The sequence below is a fragment of the Solirubrobacter deserti genome, from assembly GCF_027587175.1.
Taxonomy (GTDB): domain Bacteria; phylum Actinomycetota; class Thermoleophilia; order Solirubrobacterales; family Solirubrobacteraceae; genus Solirubrobacter; species Solirubrobacter deserti.
The window spans coordinates 63,058-89,767 of record NZ_JAPCID010000021.1; the positions used below are offsets into that span (position 1 = coordinate 63,058).

At 73.0% G+C, this 26,710-nt stretch carries 22 protein-coding genes; 10 read left to right on the forward strand and 12 right to left on the reverse strand.

What is annotated here, in order from left to right:
* Positions 1–34 precede the first annotated feature (34 nt).
* The 4 genes from pdxR (at position 35) to OJ962_RS16345 (ending at position 5,783) form a co-directional block, all read left to right on the forward strand.
* Positions 35–1,459 (forward strand): MocR-like pyridoxine biosynthesis transcription factor PdxR, encoded by a 1,425-nt coding sequence (pdxR, locus tag OJ962_RS16330; protein WP_270006480.1) that lies wholly within the window; start codon positions 35–37, stop codon positions 1,457–1,459.
* 153 nt (positions 1,460–1,612) lie between these two features.
* Complete coding sequence (locus OJ962_RS16335) at positions 1,613–4,405, forward strand: ATP-binding protein (RefSeq protein ID WP_202954942.1); 2,793 nt, start codon at positions 1,613–1,615, stop codon at positions 4,403–4,405.
* A gap of 41 nt (positions 4,406–4,446) precedes the next feature.
* Positions 4,447–4,671, forward strand: a complete 225-nt coding sequence (locus tag OJ962_RS16340; protein ID WP_202954943.1) for a hypothetical protein — start codon at positions 4,447–4,449, stop codon at positions 4,669–4,671.
* Positions 4,668–5,783 carry an MFS transporter gene (locus OJ962_RS16345; RefSeq protein ID WP_202954944.1) on the forward strand — a complete coding sequence of 372 codons (1,116 nt, stop codon included), beginning with the start codon at positions 4,668–4,670 and terminating at the stop codon, positions 5,781–5,783. Before OJ962_RS16340 ends, OJ962_RS16345 begins: the two co-directional genes overlap by 4 nt.
* Here the strand turns inward: OJ962_RS16345 and OJ962_RS16350 are convergent.
* The 5 genes from OJ962_RS16350 to OJ962_RS16370 form a co-directional block, all read right to left on the reverse strand.
* Positions 5,759–6,424: a hypothetical protein gene (locus tag OJ962_RS16350; RefSeq protein ID WP_202954945.1), complete on the reverse strand. Its 666-nt coding sequence runs from the start codon at positions 6,422–6,424 to the stop codon at positions 5,759–5,761. The two genes, OJ962_RS16345 and OJ962_RS16350, sit on opposite strands and share 25 nt — an antisense overlap.
* Positions 6,421–6,900: a hypothetical protein gene (locus OJ962_RS16355; protein WP_202954946.1), complete on the reverse strand. Its 480-nt coding sequence runs from the start codon at positions 6,898–6,900 to the stop codon at positions 6,421–6,423. The genes OJ962_RS16350 and OJ962_RS16355 overlap by 4 nt, the downstream gene beginning before the upstream one ends.
* Before the next feature lie 95 nt (positions 6,901–6,995).
* A complete protein-coding gene (locus OJ962_RS16360) occupies positions 6,996–9,947 on the reverse strand; it encodes an AAA family ATPase (protein ID WP_202954947.1) in 2,952 nt (983 codons plus the stop codon).
* Positions 9,944–11,254, reverse strand: a complete 1,311-nt coding sequence (locus OJ962_RS16365; protein ID WP_202954948.1) for a M20/M25/M40 family metallo-hydrolase — start codon at positions 11,252–11,254, stop codon at positions 9,944–9,946. The genes OJ962_RS16360 and OJ962_RS16365 overlap by 4 nt, the downstream gene beginning before the upstream one ends.
* Positions 11,247–13,001: an acetyl/propionyl/methylcrotonyl-CoA carboxylase subunit alpha gene (locus tag OJ962_RS16370; RefSeq protein WP_202955220.1), complete on the reverse strand. Its 1,755-nt coding sequence runs from the start codon at positions 12,999–13,001 to the stop codon at positions 11,247–11,249. The genes OJ962_RS16365 and OJ962_RS16370 overlap by 8 nt, the downstream gene beginning before the upstream one ends.
* A gap of 10 nt (positions 13,002–13,011) precedes the next feature.
* On the opposite strand from OJ962_RS16370, the gene OJ962_RS16375 reads away from it, so the two are divergent.
* The gene (locus OJ962_RS16375; RefSeq protein ID WP_202954949.1) at positions 13,012–13,569 is read left to right on the forward strand and encodes a histidine phosphatase family protein; all 558 of its coding nucleotides are present in this window, start codon (positions 13,012–13,014) and stop codon (positions 13,567–13,569) included.
* A gap of 156 nt (positions 13,570–13,725) precedes the next feature.
* On the opposite strand, the gene OJ962_RS16380 is transcribed toward OJ962_RS16375, so the two are convergent.
* Positions 13,726–13,869, reverse strand: coding sequence for a hypothetical protein (locus OJ962_RS16380; protein WP_270006481.1), 144 nt, complete (start codon positions 13,867–13,869; stop codon positions 13,726–13,728).
* 29 nt (positions 13,870–13,898) lie between these two features.
* Entirely contained in the window at positions 13,899–15,461 is a 1,563-nt protein-coding gene (locus tag OJ962_RS16385; protein WP_202954951.1) for an alkaline phosphatase D family protein, read from the reverse strand.
* A gap of 84 nt (positions 15,462–15,545) precedes the next feature.
* On the opposite strand from OJ962_RS16385, the gene OJ962_RS16390 reads away from it, so the two are divergent.
* Together OJ962_RS16390 and OJ962_RS16395 are read left to right on the forward strand one after the other, a co-directional pair.
* Complete coding sequence (locus tag OJ962_RS16390) at positions 15,546–15,770, forward strand: hypothetical protein (RefSeq protein ID WP_202954952.1); 225 nt, start codon at positions 15,546–15,548, stop codon at positions 15,768–15,770.
* A gap of 17 nt (positions 15,771–15,787) precedes the next feature.
* Positions 15,788–17,386, forward strand: a complete 1,599-nt coding sequence (locus OJ962_RS16395) for a virginiamycin B lyase family protein (RefSeq protein WP_202954953.1) — start codon at positions 15,788–15,790, stop codon at positions 17,384–17,386.
* Here the strand turns inward: OJ962_RS16395 and OJ962_RS16400 are convergent.
* Positions 17,328–18,239 (reverse strand): LysR family transcriptional regulator, encoded by a 912-nt coding sequence (locus OJ962_RS16400; RefSeq protein ID WP_202954954.1) that lies wholly within the window; start codon positions 18,237–18,239, stop codon positions 17,328–17,330. The two genes, OJ962_RS16395 and OJ962_RS16400, sit on opposite strands and share 59 nt — an antisense overlap.
* 75 nt (positions 18,240–18,314) lie before the next feature.
* Between OJ962_RS16400 and OJ962_RS16405 the strand changes: the two genes are divergently transcribed.
* On the forward strand, positions 18,315–19,643 hold the full coding sequence (locus OJ962_RS16405; protein ID WP_202954955.1) for an aspartate aminotransferase family protein: 1,329 nt from the start codon (positions 18,315–18,317) through the stop codon (positions 19,641–19,643).
* Here OJ962_RS16405 and OJ962_RS16410 read toward each other — a convergent pair.
* Positions 19,640–20,308 carry a hypothetical protein gene (locus tag OJ962_RS16410; RefSeq protein WP_202954956.1) on the reverse strand — a complete coding sequence of 223 codons (669 nt, stop codon included), beginning with the start codon at positions 20,306–20,308 and terminating at the stop codon, positions 19,640–19,642. The two genes, OJ962_RS16405 and OJ962_RS16410, sit on opposite strands and share 4 nt — an antisense overlap.
* Positions 20,309–20,485: 177 nt before the next feature.
* Between OJ962_RS16410 and OJ962_RS16415 the strand changes: the two genes are divergently transcribed.
* Together OJ962_RS16415 and OJ962_RS16420 are read left to right on the forward strand one after the other, a co-directional pair.
* Positions 20,486–21,598: a hypothetical protein gene (locus OJ962_RS16415; RefSeq protein WP_202954957.1), complete on the forward strand. Its 1,113-nt coding sequence runs from the start codon at positions 20,486–20,488 to the stop codon at positions 21,596–21,598.
* 3 nt (positions 21,599–21,601) lie between these two features.
* Positions 21,602–22,321, forward strand: a complete 720-nt coding sequence (locus OJ962_RS16420) for a hypothetical protein (RefSeq protein ID WP_202954958.1) — start codon at positions 21,602–21,604, stop codon at positions 22,319–22,321.
* Positions 22,322–22,333: 12 nt separating this feature from the next.
* Here the strand turns inward: OJ962_RS16420 and OJ962_RS16425 are convergent, their stop codons facing one another.
* From OJ962_RS16425 to OJ962_RS16435, 3 genes are read right to left on the reverse strand one after another with little or no spacing between them, the layout of a single operon-like run.
* Complete coding sequence (locus OJ962_RS16425; protein WP_202954959.1) at positions 22,334–22,621, reverse strand: hypothetical protein; 288 nt, start codon at positions 22,619–22,621, stop codon at positions 22,334–22,336.
* Positions 22,622–24,190: an acyl-CoA carboxylase subunit beta gene (locus OJ962_RS16430; RefSeq protein ID WP_202954960.1), complete on the reverse strand. Its 1,569-nt coding sequence runs from the start codon at positions 24,188–24,190 to the stop codon at positions 22,622–22,624.
* Positions 24,190–26,688 (reverse strand): hypothetical protein, encoded by a 2,499-nt coding sequence (locus OJ962_RS16435; protein WP_202954961.1) that lies wholly within the window; start codon positions 26,686–26,688, stop codon positions 24,190–24,192. The genes OJ962_RS16430 and OJ962_RS16435 overlap by 1 nt, the downstream gene beginning before the upstream one ends.
* Positions 26,689–26,710 lie beyond the last annotated feature (22 nt).

Below are 26,710 nucleotides of genomic sequence, written 5' to 3' on the forward strand. Positions count from 1 at the left end.
CAGAGCCACTTCGATGTCGACGAACCGTGCCACTTTGGAGCTCTTCGCTGCGCTCGACCGCGCCTCGCCCGAGCCGCTGCGCGCTCAGCTGGAGACCGCGATCCGCGCCGCGATCGCCGGCGGCGGTGCTCCGCCGGGCACGCGCCTGCCCGCCTCACGCGTGCTCGCCGAGGCGCTGCACGTGTCCCGGGGCGTCGTCAGCGAGGCCTACGCCCAGCTCGCCGCCGAGGGCTGGATCGAGGTCCGCCACGGCGCCGCGCCCGTCGTCCGAACCGAGCCGGCGAACATAAAGAGGGACAGTCCCTCTTTAGGAAACGACCCGGGTGGCGGGCGTCCGCCGGGGACACCGACGGGTGTTTTCCTAAAGGGGGACAGTCCCTCTTTAGGAAACGTGGGTGCTCCGGCGGCCCGGGTGGATCTGCGTGCGACGGCGCCCGATCTGTCGGCGTTCCCACGGCGGGCGTGGGCGGCGGCGCTGCGGCGGGCGCTCGCGGACATGCCGGACGCGGCGCTCGACTACGGCGACCCGCGTGGGGACGACGAGCTGCGGGCCGAGTTGGCCGCGTACCTCGTGCGCGTGCGCGGCGCGGCGGCGAACGCTGAGGACCTCGTCATCACGTCGGGCTACACGCAGGGGTTGTGGCTGGCGTGCCGGGCGCTCGCGCATCGCGGCGCGACGCGGGTGGCGGTTGAGGACCCGTCGCTCGACGACGCCTGGGGGACGATCCGGTCGGCCGGGTTGGACGTCGTCCCCGTGCCGGTCGACGAGCACGGGATCGACCCGAGCCGGCTCGACGCGGACGCCGTGCTCGTCACGCCCGCGCACCAGTTCCCGACGGGCGCGGTCCTCAGCCCCGAGCGCCGGCGGGCGCTGCTGGCGTGGGGCGGCATCGTGCTCGAGGACGACTACGACAGCGAGTATCGCTACGACCGCGCGCCCGTGGGCACGCTGCAGCGGCTCGCGCCGGACCGGGTCGTGTATCTCGGCACCGCGTCGAAGACGCTCGCGCCCGCGCTGCGGCTCGGGTGGGTGCTCGCGCCGCCGGAGCTCACGCACGCCATCGCCACCGAGCGCTGGGCCGTCGACAGCGGCGGGCCGGCGATCAACGCCCGCGCGTACGCGCGGTTGCTCGCGACCGGCGAGGTCGACCGGCACCTGCGGCGTACGCGGCGCGAGTACCGGGAACGCCGCGACGCGCTGGTCGCCGCGCTGACCGAGCGGCTGCCCGGCTGCCGGATCGACGGGGTCGCCGCCGGGCTCCATCTGCTGCTGCGGCTCCCGGCCGGCACGGACGAGGACGCGGTCGTGCGCCGCCTCGCCGAGCGCCGCGTGCGCGTCAACGGCCTGAACGCCTACCGGCTCACCGCCCGCGACGAGCCTGCGCTGGTCATCGGCTACGGACGGCTGCCGCAGGCGGCGGTCCCGGGCGCCGTCGCGGCGCTCGCCCACGCGCTCTAAGGGCCCGGATCAGGGTGCCGCCTGAAGCCGCCGGCGGCCCGCTCCCGGACCATCGACGGCATGCTCAAGCACATCACCCTGATCTGCCTGGCGATCGTCGCCGCGCTGGGCGCCGCCAACGCCAACCGCTGACACGCTTAGGATGCGCACAACGTGCGCGAGCTGCTCGAACGCGAGGACGACCTGGCGGAGCTCGACCGGGTCCTGGCCCGTGCCCGCGCGGGCACGGGCCACGCGATCGCGGTCGAGGGGCCGGGCGGGATCGGCAAGACGAGCCTGCTGACCGCGGCGCGCGCGCAGGGCCGCGACGCCGGGATGCTGATCCTGCACGCGCGCGGCTCGGAGCTCGAGCGCACGTTCCCGTTCGGCGTTGTACGCCAGCTGTTCGAGCGCGCCGCCGCTGAGGAGCGCCACTTCGCGGGCGCGGCGAGCCTCGCCAAGCCGATCTTCGACCTCGCCGACAACGCCGACGAGTCCTCCTACGCGCGCCTGCACGGGCTCTACTGGCTGTGCGCGAACCTGGCCGCGGAGCAGCCGCTCGTCGTCTGCGTCGACGACGCGCAGTGGGCGGACGAGCCGAGCCTCAGCTTCCTCGGCTTCCTTCTGCGCCGGCTCGAGGATCTCCCGGTCGCGCTGCTCGTCGGCACGCGCCCGCGCGCGGAGCAGGAGTCCGACGTGCTGCGCGCGATCGTGACCGACCCGGCCACGCGCGTGCTCCGCCCCACGGCGCTGAGCGGCGACGCCGTCCGCGAGTGGGTGCGCAAGGCCGTCGACGATCACGCCGCCGACGGCTTCTGCCGCGCCTGCCACGAGACCACCGGCGGCAACCCGTTCCTCGTGTCCGAGCTCTTGCACGAGGTCACGCACAAGCGCCTGCGGGCCACCGACGCCGAGGCCGCCGCGGTGCGCGCGCTCGGCCCCGAGGCGATCAGCACCGTCGTCCTGCAGCGCCTCCAGCGGCTTCCGTCCGACGCGCCCGCGCTCGCCCGGGCGATCGCGATCCTCGGCGAGGGCGCGCGCCCGCCGCTCGCGGCGCAGCTCGCCGGCCTCGATCCGGTCGCCGCCGAGACCGCGCTGGACGCGCTCTGCCGCGCCGACGTCATCACCCGCGACGAGGACGACCGGCTCGGCTTCGTGCACCCGATCGTGCTGGCCGCGATCTACCACGACCTGCCCGCGGGCGTGCGCCGCGACGGTCACCACCGGGCGGCGCGCCTGCTCGCCGAGCGTGGCGCTGCGCCCGAGGAGATCGCGTCGCACCTCGCGCTCACCGCCCCGCGGGGTGACGCGTGGGCGGTGCAGGCGCTGCGCGCCGCCGCGCAGCGCGCGTTGATCCTCGGCGACCCCGCAGCCGCGCTCGCCTGCCTGCAGCGGGCGCTCGAGGAGCCACCGCCCGCAGAGACGCAGGCCGCGGTCCTGCACGAGCTCGCCCGCGCCGAGGCGCAGTCCGGCCGCCCGGACGCCGTCGAGCACTTCCGCGCCGCGATGGAGCTCGCCGCCGACGCGCACGAGCGCGGCCAGATCGCCGTCGGGCTCGCCCGTGCGCTGAAGTTCCGCGGCGACTCGCCGGCCGCGGTCGACGTGCTGCGCCAGGCGCTGGCCGAGCTCGACCACGGCCCGCTCGCGGAGGAGCTCGAGCTCGAGCTCGTCTCCTCGGGCTACATCTCGCTCTCGGCGCGGCCGCTGCTGGCCGCCGAGATCGCCGCGCTCGAGGCGCCGGAGCGCGCCGCCACCCAGCTCGACCGCCTGCATCTGATGGCGAGCGCGTTCGAGACCGTGATCGCCGCGGGCCCGTGCGAGCGCTCCGCCGAGCTCGCGCGCAAGGCGCTCGGGCCCGAGCAGCCGACCGACGTGAGCGCGGGCGGGCACGTGTTCATCAGCGCCGCGGGCGCGCTGATGTTCTCCGAGGGCTACGAGGAGGCCGAGCGCGCCTACGACCAGGCCGTCTCGGACGCCCGGCGGCGCGGCTCCAGCGTCGGCTTCGCGGCCGCCTCGAGCCTGCGCAGCCTCCTGTACTACCGGTGCGGCCGCCTGTCGGAGGCCGAGGCCGACGCCACCGCGGCGCTCGACCTGCGCAACGACGTCCACGGCTCGCAGGGCTATCTCGCGTGCGCGCTCAACGCGCTCGTCTTCACCCGGCTCGAACGCGGGGAGGCCGACCACGAGCTGCTCGCGCTCGCCGACGACTTCTTCGCCACCCAGCCCACCGAGGACCTCCCCTACAGCCAGGCGATCCACGCCCGCGGCTGGCTGCGCGCGCAGCTCGGGGACTCCGAAGGCGGGCTGGAGGAGCTGCTGGCGTGCGGCGCGCGCGAGCAGCTGTGGGGCGTGGGGACGCCGCAGATCATCGCGTGGCGCTCGAGCGCCGCCGAGGTCTGCCTGGCGCTCGGCCGGCTGGAGCAGGGCCGCGCGCTGGCCGACGCCGAGCTCCAGCTCGCCCGGCGGATCGGCGCGCCGCGGGCGATCGGCGTCGCGCTCCGCGCCGCGGCGCTCGCCGAGTCGGGCGAACGGCGCATCGAGCTGCTCACCGACGCCGTCACCAGCCTCGAGGCGAGTCAGGGCACGCTCGAGCTGGCACGCGCCCGCGTGGACCTCGGCCGCGCGCTCGTGCGCGCCGGTCGCCGCGACGCCGCGCGCGACCACCTGCGCGGCGGTCAGGAGCTCGCGCTGCGCTGCGGCGCGAGCCGGCTCGTCGAGCAGGCCCACCGCGAGCTGCTCGCCACGGGCGCGCGTCCGCGCCGCAGCGCCGCCGCGAGCCGCGACGACCTCACGCCGTCCGAGCGCCGGGTCACCGAGATGGCGGCCGACGGGCTCACCAACCGCGAGATCGCGCAGGCGTTGTTCGTCACCGAGAAGACGGTCGAGACGCACCTCGGCCGCGCGTTTTCCAAGCTCGGCGTACGCTCCCGCAAGCAGCTCGCCGACGCGCTGGCGGCAGTCGCGTGAATGACCGCAATCTCTGCGCCCCGGGCGCGTTACAGCCAACAGTGGACACGCACCTCGAGACGATCGACGTGGGCGCGCGGGTGATGGCCAACCAAGCCTTGCCCGAGGGCGTCGCGCAGGGCGCCAAGGGTCTGGTCGTCGGGCAGGCGGGCTGGATCCAGCGCCGCTGGCGGGTCCGGTTCGACGACGGGCCGACCGTCGACGCGCCGGAGTACGCGCTCGAGCTGTGCCGTGGCCGCGGGCGCTTCACGCGCGGCGGTCCGTGAGCTTCCGGCGCGACCGCCTGACCTGGGTCGCGTACGCGCTGCTGGCCTGGTTCGCGTTCCTGCAGGCCGCGCCGGGCCTCGTCGTCCCGTACCTGCGGGACGAGCTCGACATCGGCTACACGACCGGCGGGCTGCACGTGGCCGCGTTCGCGGCGGGCAGCACCCTCGCGGGGTTGTCCGCGCCGCGGCTGGAGGCCGCGCTCGGCCGCCGCGCGCTGCTCTGGGGCTCCGTCGCGGTGATGATGCTCGGCGTCGCGGGCCTCGTCGCGGGGCCGGTCGTGGCGGTCACGATCGGCTCGCTGCTCGTCGCCGGCTACGGCGGCGGCCTGCTGCTCGCGACCGACCAGGCGCTGCTCGCCGACCACCACGGCGAGCAGCGGGCGATCGCCCTGACGGAGGCCAACGTCTGCGCGAGCGCCGCGTACGTGCTGCTCGTCGGCGCGATCGCGCTGCTGGACTGGCGCGCCGCGCTGCTGGCCAGCTTCCTCGCGCCGGTGGCGCTGTTCGCCGCCGCCCGCGCGGTGCCGATCACGACCGCTCCGGCGGCTCGCGCCGATCACGGCCGGCTGGGCGCGGCGTTCGCCGTGGCGGCGACGATGATGTTCTGCACGGTCGCGGCCGAGTGGTGCCTCACCGCCTGGGGCGCGAGCTTCGCCGAGGAAGCCGCCGACGTCTCCGCTGACACCGCCGTCGCACTCATGTTCGGCTACTTCGGCGGCGTGCTCGCCGGCCGCGTGACCGGGAGCGCGCTCGCGCGCCGGCATCCGCCGCCCCGCCTGCTCGCGGCGGCGCTCGTGGTGGCCGCGCTGGGCTTCGCGGTCCTGTGGCCTGCGACGAACCCGGCGCAGGTGTTCGCCGGGCTGTTCGTGATCGGCGTCGGGCTCGGGAACCTGTTCCCGTTCGCGCTCGCCGTGACCGTCGCGCTCGCGCCCGACCGCGCGGCGCTCGCGTCAGGCCGCGCCGTGCTGGCCGGCTCGACCGCCGTCCTGCTGGCGCCGCTGACGATCGGCGCGCTCGCGGACGCCACCAGCATCACCGGCGCGCTGCTCGTCGTGCCGGTGATGCTGGCGCTCGCCGCGCTCGCGCTCTACTGGGTGACCTTGCGGCTGTAGCCGCCGATCTGCAGCGCTTCGAACTGCACCTGGCTGACCTGCGTGAAGTCCTTGGGCCCGCCGTACCCGGACTGCGCGTCGGCGTGGCAGACGACCCTGACCGTGGTCCACTGGGTCGTCGTGATGTAGCCACGCATCAGTAGGCGCTGCGGGGTGTCGTCTCCGCCGGTCCACCAGGCTTTGTCGGAGGCCACCTTGTCGCCCCACCCGCCGCCGTTGCCGGTCGGCGCGGCGTAAACCGCGCAGCTCGCGCCGATCGTGTTCAGGTGATGGGCTTCGGGTCGGTCCGCCCGGGCGCTGACCGTCACCACGTGGTGGGTGTTCGGCGCCAGCGTGAGGATGCCGACATGCTTGTCGTGCCCTGCGTGCTCGCCGATGAACGCGCCGGGGTGCTCGATGATGCGAGCGAACGACGGGCCGGCGGGGCCGGGTGGCCCGGTCTGGTTCCAGCTGAGCGGCTTCTCGCCCGGCAGGCAGGAGCGGCCCACCTCCTGCTCGCCGTCCACGATTCGCAGCCTGCCGTCGGCGGTCGTCATGCACGCGGTGATCGCGCCGTCGGCCGACGGGATCGCCGCGACGGCGCCGCCGGTCAGGCCGAGGGCGAGTACGCCCGCGAGAGCGAGGTGGCGGACGCGGATCACGACTGCACCTCCACCGAGCCGACCTGGAGGGCCGTCAGCCTGGCGTTCGACAGCGTGAAGTCGCCCTTGCTGGAGATGTCGCCGCCGCACACGAGCTCGAGCGAGGCGCCGGTGGCGTCCGTGGTCGCGGTGGCCTGCAGCGCCAGCGTGCTGGCGTTGCCGATCCAACTCCCGCTGTCGAGCTTGGTCTGGCTGCCGATGCGCTTGATGACGAGATCGCACGCCGCCAGCTCCTGCTGCGACGTCTTGCTCATCAGGGTCGCCTTGGCGGAGACGGTGAAGGCGCCGTCGGCCGGCAGCGCGATCTTCGCGACGGTCTTGGGCAGCCCGTCGTGCGTGCCGGCCTGGCTGGCGGTGAGGGCCTTGGAGGCGGAGGAGGTTCCGGTGTCCTCGCGCGGCGGGGCGGCGACCGCGGCGCCGGAGATCCCGACGGCCAGCACGCCGACCAGGGCGAGGGTGGGAAGGCTGATTCGCATGGGACGGCATGGTCCGGCGCACGCGCGCCGTTACATCGGGAGCTCGTCCCTGATCTTTGCCGGGGTGCGGGCAGCCGCTCCCGTCGGGGTGCGGACTACTCGACGAGGTCGAAGCCGCCTGCGAGGACGGCGTCCAGGCGGCCCGTCCGCCAGCCGCGGATGGCGTCGCGCACGAGTGGCGTCGGGCGCTCGCGGTAGCGGCGGACGATCGTCGAGCGGCCCTCCTCCGGCGCGCCGACGACCCGAACGCGCACGCGCCGGCGCTCATAGCCGCCCTTGCCGTCCGGGACCTCCAGCACGTGCATGCCGTCCTCGGGGGCAAGCACCCGCAGCGCGCCGAAGCCGGAGACGGTCGCTTCGAACGGCTGCTCGGAGACGACCTCGAGCCGCATGCCGCGCTCGTGCGCCCAGGCCCGGTACATGGCGACGATCCGCGGCGCGAACTCCGGGTCGCCGTCGACCCTGAGCCCGGCGTCGGCGGGCTCGCCCGCGGCCAGCGCGTCGAGCGCCTCGCCGAGCAGCAGCAGCCGCTGGGCGGCGCGGCGGACGATCGCGGCCGGCGGCTGCCGCGCACTGCGGACGCGGTTGAGCAGCGACGCGGCGGAGCGCAGGCCGGATTCCATGCGGTCGCGCAGCTCGATCCCGGCGAGCACGACGCCCCGCCCGTCGTCCTCCCAGAACCCCGGCTCGGCCATCTGCGCCAGCAGCGCGTCCTTGGTCTCGACCTCGCGCGCCAGCCGCTCGCTGACGTTCGCGAACGTCGCCTCCAGCAGCTCGAGCCCCGGTCCGCCCTCGCGCGCGAGCGTCTTCAGCGTGGTCTCGGCGGGCGTCGGCACGACCTCCGACGGCGCGTCCGGGTCCTCGAAGGTCACCTTGAGCCCGTCGCGCCCCGCGCGGACGAACAGGAACTGGTCGCCGCTGGGCACGTCGTGGCCCGCGATGGCCAGCGCGAGCGGCGTCAGGAAGTGGCGCTCGACCGCGCGCTTGAGCGGCCGGGCGCCGAGGTCCGGCGTAAAGCCCTCGCTCAGCAGGAACTCCAGCGCGGAGTCGTCGAACTCCACCGCCCACTGGCGCGAGCGCAGCCCGCGCCGGGCCAACACGGACTCGAGCTCGGCCGCCAGGATCTCGCGCATCACGGGCCGCGACAGCGGCCGGAAGACGACCGTGCGATCGATCCGGTTGACGAACTCGCGGCGGAACGTCTTGGTCACCGCCTGCTCGACGCTGCGCGCGACGAACCCGCCCTGGGCGGGCGAGAACCCGATCCCGGCACCCGTCGGGATCGTGGCCCCCAGATTGGAGGTCATGATGATCACGGCGTGCCGGAAGTCGGCGGGCGCGCCGTGCGGATCGCTCAGCCGCCCGTCGTCGAACACCTGCAGGAACAGGTCGAAGACGCCGTGGTCGGCCTTCTCGAACTCGTCGAGCAGGACGACCGAGAACGGCTGCTTGCGGATCGAGGCCACCAGCGACGCGTCCTCGGGCTCGCCGCTGCCCAGCAGCCGCTGCGCGCTGCCGGGGTTCTGGTACTCGGACAGGTCGATCCGGATCATCCGGTCGCCTGAGCCGAACAGGTACTCGGCCAGCGCCTTGGCGATCTCGGTCTTGCCGGTACCGGTCGGGCCGACGAACAGCAGCACGGCGAGCGGCCGCGTCGGGTCCGTCAGCCCCGCCTTGAGCAACGCGATCCGCTCCACCATCAGCTCGACCGCCTCGGGCTGGCCGACGACGCGCGCGCTGAAGAAGCGCCGCACCGCGTCCACGTCCAGCCGCGAGCGGTCGTCGAGCATCGCCAGCGGCATGCCGGAGCGTTCAGCGACGCTCTCGAGCACGTCGTTGATGCCGTACGCGTCGCCGGCGCGCTGGCGCGTCGCCTCCAGCAGCGACAGCACCGACCCGGGCAGCGCGCCCGGCAGGAAGTGGCGCGCGAGCGCGAGCGCCTCGTCGGCCACCGCCGCGTCGGGCGCCACGGCGCGGACCAGCTCGCGCGCGGCGGACTCGTCCGCGGGCTCGACGCGCAGCGGCTCGAACGCGGTCCGCACGGCCGGTCGCTCGCGCAGCAGCCGCTCGTAGCCGGCCGGGTCGACCTCGCCCACGATCCGCAGGCGCGCGCCCCCCATCCCCTGCAGCAGCATGTCGAGGATGCCCGTGCGGCTGTGGCGGTGCGTGCCCGTCCACAGCAGCTCCTCGAAGCGCGGCACGATCCACAGCACCGGCGCATCGTCGAGCGCCTTGACGATCCGCAGCACCTGTTCCTCGAGCTCGCCGATGAACGTCTGGCCGGCGTTGAGCTCGGTCGCACTCGCCTCGTAGACCGCCCAGCCGCGCTCGCGCGCGAGGTCCGCGCCGAGCGCGCGCATCCGCACGGTCCGGCCCGAGCCGGGCTCGCCGACGACCAGCACCGAGCGGTCGGCGCCGATCGCTCGCCGGAGCGCGTCGAGGTCGCGCCCCAAAGCGTCGTCGCCGACGACCCCCGCGTCCAGCGTGCGCGCCGCCTCGCCGCGGTGCAGCCGGCCGGCGCCGCCGAGGTTCCCGGCCAGCTCCTGCAGCCGCTTGCGGCGCACGAGGTCGGCCCTCACCTGGGGGTCGAGCGCGTCACCGAGCTTGTCCACCAGCGTGAGCAGCTCGTCGACGCGGTTGTCGCCCGCCGGACTGAGGTCGACCGGCTCGCCGCGGCGCAGCACGAGCGCCCGCAGGTCCGCGAGCGGCGCGGGCTTCAGCCACCCCTCGCCGACGGCCAGCAGAAGCCGCTGCACGAGCCCGTGACCGGCGCGGCGGTCGAGCGCGCGGAGCAGAAAGCACGCGAACGCGCCGCGCGCGGCCGGGGCGAGCAGCAGCAGCGAGCCTTCCTCACCGTCGCGCTGCGCGAGCGCCTCGAGCGCGACGCACGCCCGCATCCGCTCGCCGCGCACGAGCGCGAACAGCTCCTCGTCGCCGGTCGCCGACGCGAGCCGCACGGCCTCCTGGAACTTCGGGTTGAGCAGGAGCGCCGCGGCGCTGCGCTGAGCCTTGGGCAGCGCGCGCAGCTCCGCGATCAGCTCGTTCACCGCAGCTTCGCGAGCTCCTCGTAGAGCGCCCGCGCGGCCGCCGCGCCGTGCTCGAGCGCGATGAGCCGGTAGGACTCGTTGGGCGCGTGCAGCGCGTCGTCCGGGAGGCTGAAGCCGGAGACGATCGTCGGGATGCCGCGGGCGGAGAAGTCAGCCAGGACCGGGATCGTCCCGCCCTCGCGCACGAGCGCGGGCGCCTTGCCGGTGCTGCGCTCGAACGCTCGCCGCGCCGCCCGCAGGACCGGGTCCTCGGGATCGAACGCGCTCGGGCGCGCCGTGTCGGCCGAGAACAGCAGCTCCGCGCCCTCGGGCAGCGCCTCGCGCAGCAGGTGCTCGAGGTTGGCGGCGATCTCGTCCGGGTCCTGCCCGCCGACGACCCGCACCGACAGATCGGCCGACGCGACCGGCACGACGATCGTGCGCGCCTGCCCGCCCTCGATCCGGTGCACGTCCAGCGACGGCTCCGCGGTCGTGCGGACGTAGAACTCGGCCGCGGCGGTGGCGTCGGCCGGGCGGGCGCCGACGTTGGCCAGCTCGCCCTCGCCGTCGGGCAGCGTCGCCCACGTCTCCACCTCGGCCGGCGTGGGCGGCCGGATGCCGACGCGCAGCGGCTCGGGCAGCCGGCCGTCGGCGCCTGCGAGCACCGCGCCCAGCGCGCGGTGCAGCGCGTGGAAGGCGTTCAGCGCCGCGCCACCGTAGATGCCCGAGTGCGCGGTCTGCGTGCCGGTCCGGACCTCGATGTGCGCGAAGACCATGCCGCGCGTGGCGACCGCGAGCGCCGGCGTGTCGGGGTCGACCATGCCCGCGTCGAACACGACCGCCGCGTCGGCGCCGCGCTCGTCGGCGCGCACCCAGGCGCCGACGTCGTCGGAGCCGGTCTCCTCGGCGCCCTCGATCAGCACGCGCACGTGCACGCCGAGCTCGTTGGCGCGGGCCAGCTCGCAGGCGACGTGCAGCAGCGGCAGGAAGTTGCCCTTGTCGTCGGTCGCGCCGCGGGCGTACAGGCGGCCGTCGCGCTCGGTCGGCTCGAACGGGGCCGAGTCCCACAGCGCGAGGTCGCCTGGGTCCTGGACGTCGTAGTGGCCGTAGATGAGGACGGTCGGCGCGTCCTCGCGGGAGGAGCGCAGCTCGCCGACGACGAGCGGGGCGCCGCCCGCCGTGTCCACCAGCTCGACGGTGCCGCCCGCGTCCGTCACGCGTTTCGCGGCCCACTCGGCGGCCTCCCGCAGCGCGGCCTCGTCACGCTCGCCGGTGGAGACCGAGGGGATCTTCAGCCACTCGATGGCCTCGCTCAGCAGGTCAGGCATCCTTGATCACCGCCAGCGTGTCGCCGGACTTGACCGCGGCGCCCTCGGAGATCGGCAGCTCGGCGATCGTCCCGGCCTTGTGGGCCGTGATCTCGTTCTCCATCTTCATCGCCTCGATGATGCAGATCAGCGCGCCCGCCTCGACCTGCGCCCCCGGCTCGACGAGCACCTTGAAGACGTTGCCCTGCATGGGCGAGGCGAGCGTGTCGCCGCCGCCCCCACCGCCGCTGGACCCCTTGCGCTCGCGCTTCTTCGGAGCGGCCTTGGGCGCGGCGCCGTTGCTCGCGGCCGCCTCGCCGTGGACGGTGACCTGGAAGCGCTTGCCGGACACCTCGACGACGTAGTCGCGGGCGACGACCTCCGCCTCCTCGGCGGCCGGCTCCGGCTTGGGCGCCGCCAGCGTCTTCAGCCACTCCTTGTCCTCGATCAGGTCCCGGCACGTCTCGCCCTTGGCCCACTGCTCGGAGGCCATGATCGCCTTGTGGAACGGGATCAGCGTGCGCACGCCCTCGATCTCGAACTCCTTCAGCGCGCGGGCCATGCGGCGCGTGGCGCGCTCGCGGTCGGCGTCCCACACGATCAGCTTCGCCACCATCGGGTCGTACAGCGGCGTGATCTCGGAGCCGGACAGCACACCGGAGTCCACGCGCACGCCCGGGCCGGACGGCTCCCGGTAGTGCGTGACCGTGCCCGGCGCGGGCGCAAAGTTGCGCGCCGCGTCCTCGGCGTTGATGCGGCACTCGATCGCGTGGCCGTGCCAGCGGATGTCGTCCTGGCCGAAGCTCAGCGGCTCGCCGGCGGCGACGAGGATCTGCTCGCGCACGATGTCCACGCCCGTGACCTCCTCGGTCACGCAGTGCTCGACCTGCACGCGCGTGTTCATCTCCAGGAAGAAGTACTCGCCCTCGTCGGAGAGCAGGCCCTCGATCGTGCCCGCGCCGCGGTAGTCGACCGCGCGTGCGGCCTCGACCGCGATCTCGCCGATCCGCGCGCGCAGCTCGGCGTCGACGAGCGGTGCCGGGGACTCCTCGATCAGCTTCTGGTGGCGGCGCTGGATCGAGCAGTCGCGCTCGCCCAGGTGGACGACGTTGCCGTGCCCGTCGGCCAGCACCTGCACCTCGACGTGGCGCGGGTCCGGCAGGTAGCGCTCCAGGTAGACGGTCGCGTCCGAGAAGAACTTCTCGCCCTCGCGCGCCGCGCCCTCGAACGCGTCCTTGAGCTTGTCCGGCTCCAGCGCGACGCGGAAGCCCTTGCCGCCTCCGCCGCCCGCGGCCTTGACCGCGACCGGATAGCCGATGTCCTCGGCGATGCGTTCAGCGTCTTCGAGCGACTCGACCGGGTCGGTGGTGCCCGGCACGATCGGCACGCCGGCGTCCTGCATCAGCTCGCGCGCCTTGGTCTTGGAGCCCATCGCCTCGATCGCGCTCGCGGGCGGGCCGATGAACGTCACGCCCGCCTCCTCCAGCCGGCGCGCGAACGCGGCGTTCTCGGCCAGGAAGCCGTAGCCGGGGTGCACGGCCTCGGCGCCGGACTCCTCGATCACCTCGAGCAGCTTGTCGACGTTGAGGTAGGACTCGGCCGCGGGACCCGGGCCGAGCAGGTAGGCGTGCGTGGCGCGCTGGACGTGCTGCGCCTCGCGATCGGCCTCGGAGTAGACCGCCACGGACTCGATCCCGAGCTCGTCGAGCGCGCGGATGACTCGCACCGCGATCTCCCCGCGGTTCGCGACCAGGACCCTAGTAAACATGGGGCGCGCCATGCTAACCCCTCCCCGCCTCGTCCTGGTCCGCCACGGCCAGTCGACCTACAACGCCCAGGCCCGGCTGCAGGGTCAGGCCGACCCGCCGCTGTCGCAGACCGGCCGTGCCGACGCGGAGGCGTTGCGCCCTTTTCTGCCGCGCTTCGAGCAGGTCGTGACGAGCGACCTGCAGCGCGCGAGCGAGACCGCGGCACTGCTCGGCTATCCGGACGCGCCGCGTGACGAGCGCTGGCGCGAGATCTTCGTCGGCGAGTGGTCCGGGCGCTCGCTGGCGGAGCTGCCGACCGGGACCGAGGCCGCGTGGCGGGGCGGGCCGCTGCGGGCGCCGGACGGGGAGTCGTGGGCGCAGTTCGAGGCGCGGGTCGGCGGCGCGGTCGACGAGCTGGTGGCCGCGGGCGGCGACTGGCTGGTGATCTGCCACGGCGGCGTGGTCCGCGCCGCGCTCTCGTACGTGACCGGCGTGAACCCGCGGATGGTCGCCGGGCCGGCCAACACGAGCGTCACCGTGCTGCGCCCGCCGTTCCTCGAGCGCTACGCCTGGACGCCCGCCCTGTAAGCGATGTGACGCGTCCACTTTTTGCCGCAAGTCTGCGCGAGAGGCCGCGTTCCAGACAGTACGCCGCTCTCATCCTGGGGCCTTTTGAGTAGCGGTCCATATGGGAACCGGCCGGCCGGCAAATGGGGCCGCCGCGCCGGCCGGTTTCTCCCGACTTCACTGCCGGAACACCCACTCCGGCTCACGATCGACACCCTCAAGCCTCGCCGCCCTGACCCACGGGCTGACCACCGCGGGTTTCCCCTCCCCTGAGGGCGGCGGGGCGGTGTCGACCTCGAACTGCTGGATCGCGGCGATCACCGCCGCCGCCTCCTCCGGTGACGGAGCGCTCATGCCGGCGGGCCGTTGACGCCCTTGATCGACTTCTGCCCGCGCGCCACCGAGTAGGTGAAGCCGGTGGACGGGAGCGTCGCGCGCGAGCGGCGCTTGATCGTCTGCACGCGCTTGAAGCTGACATCGAACTTGGTCGGGCTGGCCTCGACGAGCCCGTAGCCGTGGTGGTCGAAGTCGGCCTGGTCGACCCACGGGTTCAGGCCGCGCAGCGTGTCGATGATCGCCTGCGGCGTGTTCGGGTTGGCGTCGTTGCCCGGCAGCGTCTGCCCGCCGCCGACCGGCAGGTCGGTCTCCCCGAACGACTGCGACGTGATCGAGCCGCCGACGAACTCCAGCGCCACCGACTCGCCGCGCTGGCGCTGCGTACGCACGTCGCCGGCGATGAACGTGTGGATGTCGCCCGTGACGAACACGACGTCCTGGATCGCGCGGGAGCGGATGTGCTCGAGCAGTTCCTCACGCTCGTTGCTGTAGCCCTGCCAGGAGTCGAACGTGTAGTACGCGCCGCCGAGCAGCTCGGCGTTCATCATCATCGTCTCGTTGCCGATGACCTTCCACGCGGCGGGGGAGGAAGCCAGGCGCTGCTTGACCCAGTCCATCTGTGCGCGACCGAGGTACGCGCGCGGAGCGTCGTAGCCGGCGCACGGGACCGCGACGGCGTCGTTGCACGGCTGGTCGTCGCGGTACTGGCGCTGGTCGAGCATGATCATGTCGACGGTGTTGCCGAAGCGCAGGCCGCGGTAGATGCGGCTGCGGCCGGACGCGAAGAACGGCATCGCCTCGAAGTACGCCTTGTAGCCGGCGTTCTTGCGGGCGGTGTTGTACTTCCCCGCGGGCAGCCCGCCGGCGGGCGCGCTGCCGGCGTAGTTGTCGATCACCTCATGGTCGTCCCAGGTGGCGATCATCGGGAACTTCGCGTGCACGTCGCGCAGCGCCTTGTCGGAGCGGTAGAGCGCGTACTTGTCGCGGTAGTCGTCGAGCGACCGGGCCTCGCCGATGGGGTCGTTGCGGACGCCGGTCTGGCCCCGGCGGTGATAGGCCTCGGCGTAGATGTAGTCGCCGAGGTTGACGACGAAATCGACGTCCTCGCGCGCCATCAGCTCGTAGGCGTTGTAGTAGCCGTGCGTGTAGTCCGCGCAGCTGAAGAACGCGAACTTGACCGTCTCGTTGGAGTCCTCCGGCAGCGCGGTCTGGAAGCGGCCGACGGGGGACTGGGTCGTGCGGGTCTCGAAGCGGTAGAAGTAGCGCTCGTGCGGGTCCAGGCCCCTGATCCGCGCCTTCACGGAGTAGCCGTCGCGCGCGCTCGTGGTGATGTTGCGCGAGGCCACCACGCGGCGGAAGGCGGCGTCGCGCGCGACCTCGAGCCGCACCTGGCCGCGCCCCTCGGCGTCGTCGAGCAGCGTCAGCAACGTGATCCCGTCCGGCGTCGGGTCCCCGGACAGGACGCCCTGGCGGAAGCGTCCGTCGCGCAGGACGGCGGCGCGGGCGGTGGCCGGCGGGAGCAGCAGGACGGCAGCGCCGGCGGCGCCGCGCCGGACGAGCTGGCGACGGGTCAGCATGGGCGCGAGCGTACCGACTTTGGTCGAAGTGCAAGTCGACTGCGGCCGGATGTTCACGGCCCGCGAGACGCCGATGATCGGGGCATGTCCAGTGCCGCCAAGGTCGTCGCCGTCATCGCCCTGATCGTGTTGCTCAATGTCGCGCTGCGGTTCGTCGACCTCCCGTCGGTCGACCTGTCGCTGCCGGACATCGACGTCCCCGACTGGCTGCAGTGGGTCAACCGCGCCAAGAACGTCGTCGTGATCGGGCTGCTCGCGGCGGTCGTGATCGGCGCGGTCGTGAAAGAGATGCACCGCGACCGCCACTAGAGGAGTACGGTCGGCACATGCGTCGCCGCCTACTGCTCGGGATTCTTCTCACGCTCGTCGCGCTTCCGGCTCCGGCGGGCGCGGCCGTCATCCAGGACTTCAGCGGGTTCACGACCGGGACGAACGGGATCGCGCTCGGGCCGGACGGGAACTTCTGGGTCTCCGAGGAGTTCGGCAACTCGGTCGCGCGGATGACGCCCGCGGGGCAGATCACCGGACGCTGGGCCGTGGGCGCGCGCCCGACGTCGATCGCGGCCGGGCCCAACGGGACGGTCTGGGTGTCGGTGACCGGCGCCAACCAGCTGGCCCGGTTCGACACGACGCAGGCCGCTCCGGCACCGCAGCTGATCCCGACCAACACGGGCGGTGCGGGCTGCGGCCCGGTCGGGATCGCCGACGGCGGCAACGGACGGATGTACTTCACGCAGCCCGGCACGTGCGGCGGCGACTCGTACATCGGGTCCGTGGACGCCAACGGCGCCGGCCAGGTGAAGAACACGACGCCGAACGCGGTGTTCGACCTCGCGGTCAGCGGCGGCAAGCTCTTCGCGCCCGACTTCTTCAACGACCGCGTCCTGCGTTACTCGCTTGCGCTCGGCGCCTTCGAGACGGCAGTGGGCGTGCCCGGTTCGCCCGACGGCGTGACGGTGGACGGACAGGGCAACGTGTGGGTGTCCCAATTCGGGGGCAGCGGCGTCGCCCGCTTCCCCGCGACGCAGAACGGCGGCGCGGCCCAGACGTTCGGCGGCTCCGTCACCGCGCCGTTCGGCATCGTCGCCGCGCCTGACGGTCGCGTGTACGCCGCCGGAAGCGAGAGCGGCAACCTCGTCCGCGTGTCCGCCGACGGGACGTTCAAGTCCTTCCCGGCGGGCGGCAAGCCCTGGGACATCGTCGCCGGGCCGGACGGCGACCTCTACTTCACCGACCTGGACTCCGGGCGGGTGCGGCGCTTCGTCAGCAGCGCGCCGCGCGTCGGGGCGGCTGGCGGCGTGGCGACCGCCACGACGAGCGCCAACGTCTCGGCGACGGTCGACGCGCGCGGGAACGCCACCACGGTCACCTTCGAGTACGGACCGACCACCGCGTACGGCAGCGCGGTCACCGTCGCGGCGAGCGGCGTCGGGCCGTTCCCAGTCGGCGCGACGCTCAGCGGACTCGCGGCCGGGACGACATATCACGCCCGTGTGCGTGCGATCAATGAAGAGGGCGAGGCCGCGCCCAGCGGCGACTTCACCTTTACGACGCCCGCCCCGCCGCCGCCCCCGCCGGTCGAGAAGGTGCTCAAGGCGCGCGCGAGCTTCAGCTGGGGCTTCACCGGCGCGCGCACCGTGCTCACCCGCATCCGCATCACCGACCTCGAAGGCGGTGAGACGGTCCGCATCACGTGCGCCGGCGGCAAGAAGAAGGGCTGCCCGCTCAAGTCGAAGACCTACCGCAACGTGAAGGCGGGCAACCGGTCGCTGACGAGCCTGTTCGGGAAGAAGCGCAAGCTGCGCACCGGGGCGAAGATCGAGGTGCGGATCACCAAGGCGGGCGCGACCGGGTCGGTGGCGACGCTCACGATCGGCAAGCGCAAGAAGGACCCGAGGATCGTGCGGCGGCCGCTGAAGCCGTGAGGACGTCCAGGACGAGGGCGACCGAGCGCCGCGTGAGCGCCTCTTCGCGGTGCAGGACGAGCAAGTCCCGGCGGGCGACGGGGTCGAGCGAGCGGCGCTCGACCGCTCCCGCCGGGGCGAGCACGAACGACGGCAGGACCGTCACGCCCAGCCCGCGCTGGACGGCGTAGAGCAGCGCTTCGTGGCTGAACAGGCGGCCGGCGAAGCGCGGCTCGAAGCCCGCCTGCCGGCAGCGGCGGATGATGTGGCCCTCGAGCTCGGTGCCGTCCAGCAGCCACGGATGCTCGCGGAGGTCGGCCAGCGCGCCGCTGAACGGCGTGCCCGGCGGTAGCACGGCCTGCAGCTCGTCTTGCGCGAGCGGCACCGACCGCAGTTGCGGGGTATGTGGGAACGTGCCGTCGCCGAAATCGGCCACGATCGCGAGGTCGACCTCGCCGCGTTCGAGCGCGGGCACGTTCTCGGCCGGCTCGAGCTCGGCGAGCTGGACGCTGATGCCCGGGTGCACGCGGGCGACCTCGGCCGCGGCGTCGATCACGAAGCCGCGCATCGCGCTCGTGAACGCGGACACGCGGACGCTGCCGGCGGGTGCGTCACGCAGCGCGCGCAACGCCTCCTCGGCCGCCTCGATGCGCTCGAGGATCAGCCGAGCGTGGCCGGCCAGCGCGACGCCCGTGTCGGTCAGCGCGACCGTGCGCCCGTGCCGCTCCAGCAGGGCCGCGCCGCTTTCGCGCTCCAGCGCCGCGAGCTGCTGGGACACCGCCGACGGACTCATGGAGGCGGCGCTCGCCACCGCCCGGACCGTTCCGAGGCTCTCGAGCTGGATCAGCAGGCGCAGGCGGCGTGGGTCGAGCACTGTGAAGCACAACTTTACAGCCAGAGCAGAAAATGTCGCTGGACCTGCACGGTCGGTCGAGCTAGCTTGCGGTACATGAGCGTGCTTGCCGAGACCGGGCTGGACCCGGCGTTCTGGTCCGACGTCGACCGTCACGTCGTCCGTTACAACCCGACCTTCGTGCCGGTGATCGTCGAGCGCGCTGAGGGCAGCACGCTCTACACGGCCGACGGCCGGGAGCTGATCGACTTCACGTCGGGTCAGATGAGCGCGATCCTCGGCCACTCGCACCCGGCGATCGTCGCGACGGTGCGCGAGGCGGTCGGCACGCTCGACCACCTGTTCAGCGGCATGCTCTCGCGGCCGGTCGTCGACCTCTCGCGGCGGCTGGCGGAGTCGCTGCCGGACCCGTTGACCAAGACCATGCTGCTCACGACGGGCGCGGAGTCCAACGAGGCCGCGATCCGGATGGCCAAGCTCGTCACGGGCCGCCACGAGATCGTGGCGTTCAGCCGCTCCTGGCACGGCATGACGGGCGGCGCGCAGAACGCGACCTACAGCGCCGGCCGCAAGGGCTACGGCCCCGCCAACGTCGGCAACTTCGTCCTGCCGACGCCGGACACCTACCGCCCGGACATCGAGACGGCCGACGGCGAGCTCGACTGGCGCCGCCAGCTGGACCTCGGCTTCCAGCTCATCGACGCCCAGTCCACGGGCGCGCTCGCGGCCTGCATCGTGGAGCCGATCCTGTCCAGCGGCGGCATCCTCGTCCCGCCGCCCGGCTACTTCGCCGCGCTGCGCGAGCACTGCGACGCGCGCGGGATGCTGCTGATCTTCGACGAGGCGCAGACCGCGCTGTACCGCACGGGCGATCGCTACGGCTTCGAGCGCGACGGTGTCGTGCCCGACATCATCACGATGTCCAAGACGCTCGGCGCGGGCCTGCCGCTGGCCGCGGTCGTCACCACTGACGAGATCGAGGCCGCCGCCTTCGAGCGCAAGTTCCTCTTCTACACGACGCACATCAGCGACCCGCTCGTCGCCTCCGTCGGCAACACCGTCCTGGACGTGCTCGAGCACGACGGCGTCGGCGCGGCCGTGGCGGCCAAGGGCGAGCTGCTCGCGGCCGGGCTGCGCGAGCTGCAGGACCGCCACGCCGTCGTCGGCGACGTGCGCGGGCGCGGGCTCATGCAGGGCCTGGAGATCGTGCTCGACCGCGAGACCAAGGAGAGCTCGCCGGCGCTCGGCACGGCCGTCATGGACCGCTGCCTGGAGCTCGGCCTGCACCTGAACATCGTCAACCTGCCCGAGCTGTCGGGCACGTTCCGGATCGCGCCCGCGCTCACGATCACCGACGACGAGCTGCGCCGTGCGCTCGAGATCCTCGACCAGTCGTTGACCGAGGTCGCGCCGAAGTTCGTCTAGGGCTCGTCCGGGACGGTCAGCGCCCAGAACGCGCGCAGCACGGCCCGGGCGGCGACGGCCGGGTCGAGGCTGGTGTCGTAACGGTGCACGAGCAGCAGCCCTTCCAGGAACGCGTTGACCACGACGGCCAGCTCGCGCGGCGTGAAGCCCGGTGCCGGACGGCGGCCGGTCGCGGCGAGCAGCGCGTCGTACACCGGGGCGAAGATGTCGAGCACGTCCTGCTGCAACCCGCGTAGCCGCGCGGCGACGGCGGGTTCGGCGTCGCACATGGCGAGCGCGAGCAGGTGTACGCGCTCGCCGGCGGTGGCCTCGGTACCGGCCGAACCCGGCCGGAAGGCGGCCATGTTGCTCTCGATCGCGGCGGCGACGCTGTCGAGATCCCCGGCGCCGAGCTGTTCGGCGGCGGCGACGTAGCCGGCCACGGACGCCTGCGCCTCGAGCCGTGAGCGCTCGCAGAAGCGGTCGAGCAGCGCGTCCGCGAGCCGCCCGCGATCGAACGACAGCGAGCCCTCCGCGGCGCGGAACTGGTAGCGCACGGTCCCCGGCGACCAGCGGGCGTCCTCGGCCAGGCGCTCCGGCGTCAACGCCGCCAGCAGCTCGCCGAAGGTCATCTGGTCGACGACCGCGAGGGCGCTCTCGACGATCCTCTCGCGCGTGGAGTCCATCGGCGGACGATAGACCGCCTTTGTGGGATCTCACAACCGCGCCGTCCGGAGCCGGAGTAGGCTGCGCCGCCAGCACGCTCACGATCCCCTGCGCGGCAGCGCCGGCCCCGAGGGTGTGCGCCTCGAGTTGACCCAAGACCTTCGCCCACGGAAGGGGTGACGACCTTGCACGCCATTGTGAGGACTCTGCACGGTGCGACGACGGCGCGGCTGCGCGTCGGGGTCGTCGCGCTCGCGTTGGCCCTCTTCACCGCCGCGCCCGCCGCGGCCGACGGACCGTACGAGCCGAACGAGACGCTCGGGGCCGCGGCCGGGCCGTTGCCTGGCGGAACGACGGTGCTCGCCGCTCGCGAGACCGAGAACGACGTCGACTGGTACGCGTTCTACTCGTCCGGCGCGCGGCAGCTGGACATCCAGCTCCAGGTCTTCGAGTGCTCGCCCCAGCCCAACCTGTCGAGCCAGTCGATCCACTTCACCCTGCGCGACTCACGCGACCGGATCGTCAGCGAGGTGCGCGACCAAGAGAACGGCGTCGTCTCGCACCTGCGCTACAGCACGGCCGGGCGGCGCAAGTTCTACATCGTCACGACGCCCGACATCACGCGCTGCAAGTACTCGATCCGGATCGATCCCGCCGACGCGGTGACGCCCGAGAGCCCCGGCCACGTGCTCGGGTTCAGCGGATCCGGAACCGTCCGAGCGTCAGTCGACGGGACCGAGATCGCGCGGCTCACCGACCCGGCCGGCGCGTCGGTCGACCTCGGCCACCTCGTGGAGCCTCAGCGGCTGACGCTGGAGGTCCTCAAGTCGGGCGCGGAGAGCTCCTGGACCTTCGGCCTCACGCAGGACGAGTTGCTCGTCTTCAGCGACTCGGGAACCACGGCGCTGGGGGGTATGGGGTCCGTGGTCCGGCGGCTGGTCGTCGCGCCGTCCGGACAAGTCGTCGCCTCGTGCGCGGCGAGTGCCGACGAGGTGCTCGACAATCCCGTGGACGAGAACTGTGACGGGCAGGCCGACTACCGCAGTTCGGTGACCCTCGTCCGGCGCGGGAAGGGCTTCGCCGGCCGGTTGAGCTCGGCGGCCGCGGCCTGCGTCACACGCCGCGGCGTGCGCCTGTATCGCGAGGGACGCCGGCCGAAGCTGCTCGCGACGACCCGGGTGAGTCGGACGGGGCAGTTCCGCTTCTCCCAAGGGCGGCGGTCCGGTAAGCGAGCGTATGTCGTGGCGCCGGTGCTCGTGACGCCGGCGGGCCGGTGCCTGCAAGTCCGCTCCCCGCGCGTCCGAGGCTGAGCCATGACGCGTCACTTCGTCGTGCTCGCGCTCGCCGTGCTGTTCGCCGCCTGCGGTGGTGAGACGCCGAGCGCCAAGGCCCCGAGCGCCGCCGCCGGTGCTCCCGACCGGCGGGCCGCTGACGGCGAGGGCCTCGCGCGGTTCATCGTCGACGGGTTCAACGACCGCCTGCTCGGCTGCGACTACGGCCGGGTGGTCGAAGGCCTGCAACAGCAGATCCGCCTGTTCGTCCCGGAGGCCCAGAGCAGCCTGTTCGGGTTCTACTCGATCGAGGACTATACGGGTGAACCGGACCCGTACGACCCGACTGTCCACTCCGCCGAGAATCCGCCGCCGACCCGCGAGGCCGAGCTCGCGAACCTGCTCGCGCTGTTCCCGGAGGGGCGGCTCGCCCAGGGACTGGCGAGCCCCGACGGCGGCGAAGGCGCGCCCTACTGGCCGTTCAACGGCGACAACGACCTCGACCTGCAGGCGCTGGCGGGCATCTCGTTCGCGGAGATCTGCCGGACGGCCGTGCGGACGCTGTCGGGCGGCGACCCGGGGCGGCTGCGGGCGCAGTACCGGCGGGACGGCAGCGACGTCGATGGCCACCCGACGTGGATCCTCTCGTTCCCGCGCGGGAGCGCCGAGGACCGGACCCTGCGCGTCGAGGAGAACCGGCGGCTCGTTGTCAAGGAGACCGCGGACGGGTGGTCGATCCTCCGGTTCACGCCGAAGACCTGAACCCCGTTACATCTAGAGTTCCAGCGCCTTCGAGATCGCCTGCTCGGCGGCGATCTCGAAGTCGCGCTCGGACGAGTCCACGAGGTGGTCTTTCGCCTCCACGAGCGTGACGCGGATGTCCGTGAGCGAGCCGAGCGTCGCCTCCACTCCCCGGCGGGTGGCGGCGACGAACTCAGGCGGGAAGCCCGGCGCGGTCTCGTCGACGAACTCGAAGCCGGCGCCCGCCTCCACGCGCAGTCGGACGACCGCATACCGGCCCGGGCTGCCGGTCTGGCGGACGTGGCGGCCCTCGACGAGCATCTACAGCGGGATGTTGCCGTGCTTGCGCTTGGGCCCGGCCTCACGCTTGGTCAGCAACGCCTCCAGCGAGGCGATGAGCTTGGGGCGCGTCTCGTGCGGGATGATCACGTCGTCCACGTACCCGCGCTCGGCCGCCGTGTAGGGGTTGGCAAAGCGCGCCTTGTAGTCGTCGATCAGCTTCTTGCGCCGCTCCTCGGGCGTCGGGGAGGAGGCGATGTCGCGGCGGTGGATGATGTTCACGGCGCCCTCGGGCCCCATGACGGCGATCTCGGCCGTCGGCCAGGCGAAGTTGAAGTCCGCGCGCAGGTGCTTGGACGCCATGACGTCGTACGCGCCGCCGTACGCCTTGCGCGTGATGACGGTGAGCTTGGGCACGGTCGCTTCGGCGTAGGCGTAGAGCAGCTTGGCGCCGTGGCGGATGATCCCGCCCCACTCCTGCGAGGTGCCGGGGAGGAAGCCCGGGACGTCGACGAACGTCAGCAGCGGCAGGTTGAACGCGTCGCAGAAGCGCACGAAGCGCGCAGCCTTGCTCGACGCGTCGATGTCCAGCACGCCCGCCATCGCCTTGGGCTGGTTGCCGACGACGCCGATCGCGTGGCCGTTGAGCCGCGAGAACCCGCACACGATGTTCTGCGCGTAATGCTCGTGGACTTCGTAGAACTCCTCGTCGTCGACGATCAGGCGGATCGCGTCGCGGATGTCGTAGGGCTTGTTCGCGCTGTCCGGGACGATCGCGTCGAGCGCCTCGTCCATCCGGTCGGGGTCGTCGGTCGGCTCCACCCGCGGCGTCGTCTCGAGGTTGTTCTGCGGGAGAAAGCCGAGCAGGTAGCGCGCATCCTCGAGGCATGCGTCCTCGTCGTCGGAGACGAACTGCGCGACGCCGGACTTCGACGCGTGCGACATCGCGCCGCCGAGGTCCTCGAAGCCGACCTCCTCGCCCGTGACCGTCTTGATCACGTCGGGGCCGGTGATGAACATGTGCGAGGTCTCCTTCACCATGAAGATGAAGTCGGTGATCGCCGGGGAGTAGACGGCGCCGCCCGCGCACGGGCCCATGATCAGCGAGATCTGCGGGATCACGCCCGAAGCGCGCACGTTGCGGTAGAAGACGTCGGCGTAGCCGGCCAGGGAGACGACGCCCTCCTGGATGCGCGCACCGCCCGAGTCGTTGATGCCGATCACCGGGCAGCCGATCTTCTCGGCCAGGTCCATGACCTTGCCGATCTTCTCGGCCATCACCTCGCCCAGCGAGCCCCCGAAGACCGTGAAGTCCTGCGAGAAGACGCACACGCGGCGCCCGTCGATCGTGCCGTGGCCGGTCACCACGGCGTCGCCCCACGGACGGTTCCTCTGCATGTCGAAGTCCGTGGTGCGGTGGCGGACGTAGGTGTCGAGCTCCTGGAAGGAGCCGGGGTCGAGCAGCTTCTCGATCCGCTCACGGGCCGTGTACTTGCCCTTCGCGTGCTGCTTCTCGACCGCCTTCTCGGACGCATGGTCCACGACCGCCTCGCGCAGCTCCTGGAGCTGGGCAAGGCGTTCCGCGAACGTCTCGGGGGCCTTCTGGCGCATTACCGGCGGACTTTAACGACCAGCTTCCACGTCTCCTTGGCCGCGTCCTTGACGGTGACCCGGTAGCCCTTCTTGGTCTTCTTCCCGACCTTGACGGAGCGGACCTTCGCCCCGTCGCGGCCCGGCTTGGCCGTGGCGCGCAGCTTGCCGCCCCGGCGGCGCAGCGTGACGGTCGGCGCGCAGCCGACGATCTTCGGCTTCACGGACAGGTTCGCGACCGCGCCGTTGTGGCCCGTGAGCTTGCCGATCACGAGCTGGCGCGGGCCGCGGCACGCGTCCTTGTTGAGCCGCAGCGGCGAGTTGGTCCCACCCGTGAACGTGAGCTCGAACCGCTCCAGCGGCACGTCCGGGATGCCCGCGAACGAGTTCGCGATCCGGCCCTTGGTCCCGACGGGCGGCGCGACCTTGCCGAACAGCGGCAGCGTGACGATGCCGCTCAGCTGCAGCGCGAGCCCCGGCAGCTCGCCCAGCGCGGGCGAGGCGAGCGTCACCGGGCTCATCAGCGGGCTGTCGAGCAGCGGCGTCGTGGCCACGGCGGAACCGATCCGCGCGCTGCCGGGGCAGCTGCCGGCCTGGAACTGCGCTCCGCTGCAGGCCTTCGCGAGCTTCTTGAGGTCCAGCCCGAGCATCTGCGGCAGCGCAACGTCGGCCACGGCGGTCGACGACTGTCCGGGAGGCACGGTGATCACCGCCTTCAGCGGCGGGAACGCGCCGACCTTCGTCTTGCCGCGCGCGCCGAGCGTCGCCTCGAGCTTGGGCGCGAACGCCAGCCCGGCGCAGTCCGTCGCGTGATAGGGCGCGGAGACCTTGGCGACGGTCCCGCCGACGCCCTCGAGCGTCGCGTTGACGGCCTGTTCGGCGCACGAGGACGCGTTGAGGATGAAGCCCGGCCGGTCGAGCGTGAGCGCGAACGAGCGGATCGAGACGGGCACGCCGCCGACCAGCCGCGGCAGCGGCGTCGTCGTGACGGTCAGGCCGCCGTCCGGGCGCAGCTTGATCGACGCGTTGACGGTCACCGTGCCGAGGTCGACCGGGCCGACCTTCCCCGGGATCACCATCTGGAAGCCGGCCAGGCCGCCGTCCTGCGGGCCGGTGAGGAAGACGTCGCCCGACAGCGCGACCGGCGCCTCACCCGCGCCCGCGGTGGCGCTCACGCTGCCCACGCGCGTGCCGGGCGGGAGGCCCTTCAGCGAGCCCGCCAGGCCCGGCGGGAGGTCGGCGGTGACGCGCGAGAGGTCCTCGGCGCCGTCGGGGCGCGTGATCGTCATCGTGACCGAGCCGGCCGGGCGGCCCGCGGCGGTCGAGGCCGCGGAGACCTGCAGCCCGGGCGCGAACGCCGGCAGCGCGCAGCCCTGGTCGATCGTGAAGCTCGCCGTCGCGTGCTTCGGCGCCGTCCCGCTCCACGGCGTGAGCGTCGCGCTGAGCGTCTTCTCGCCGCACGTGCTCGGGTTGTTGAGCACGGCCTTCGCGCCGCCCGCGAACGACAGCGCGAACGCGGTGAACGGCACCTGCGGCAGGTTGTCGAAGACCGTCGTGATCTGGCCGTTGGCCGGGTTGAGCTTGACGTCGCCGGCGAGCTTGACCTGCACGCCCGGCCCGTCCACCACGACGTAGAGCCGGAAGCCGTCGCCGAAGTACACCCGGCCGCCGAGCGTGCCGAGCAGCGGCGTGACGAAGCTCACCTCGCCGACCTGCGCCGCCGCCGGGCAGCCTTCGCCGGCGAACTGCGCGTCCGAGCAGCCCGCGAGCCCGTTCGCGACGCCCGGCGAGAGCGTCGTGCCCTCGGGCAGCACGATCTCGGCGCGCTTGACGTGCGAGTCGCCCTCGGGGAGGTTGAGCGTGACGGTCGCGCCGCTCGGGACCGCGCGCTGCGTCGTCTGCAGCGCGGCGGCCACGGACGGCGTGAAGGGCACGTTCTCGCAGCCGTCGGTCGCGAACGTGTCGCTCTCGCCGTTGAGCGTGATCACGTGGGTGCCGCACGAGGTCGGCAGCGTCATGAACGAGTCGTCGAGCGTGATGGAGAGCCGGTTGAGGTTGAGCCCGCCGGTCTCGAGCGACGCGATCGTCGAGCTCAGCCCGCCGTCCGGCCGCAGCGAGATGGACGCCTCGTTGCGCACGAGCGGAAACAGTCCCAGCAACTCGATCGCGATCCCCAGCCGCGCCGGCTCGCCGGGCTCGGGCACAAGGTTGTACACGTTGCCCGTGAGCGTGAAGAGCCCGCTCGTCGCCGACGCGTCGCCGACGTCCGACGTGCCGGGGCAGGCGCCCGCCCGGAACGTCGCCACCGGGCACTTGGTCTTGCCGGGCACGTTCGGATTGCCGACCAGGCCGGGCGGCAGGCTGAGGTCGACGCGGGACGGCGATGCCGTGAACCGCGCGTCGATCGTGACATTCGACGGATCACCCGCCTGGGTCTCGGTCGTCGTGACGGTCAGCTCCGCGGAAGCGGGCGAGGCGATGGCGAAGAACAGCAGGGCGGCGGCGAACAGGCGTTTCACGCCGTGAAACGCTAAGTGACGG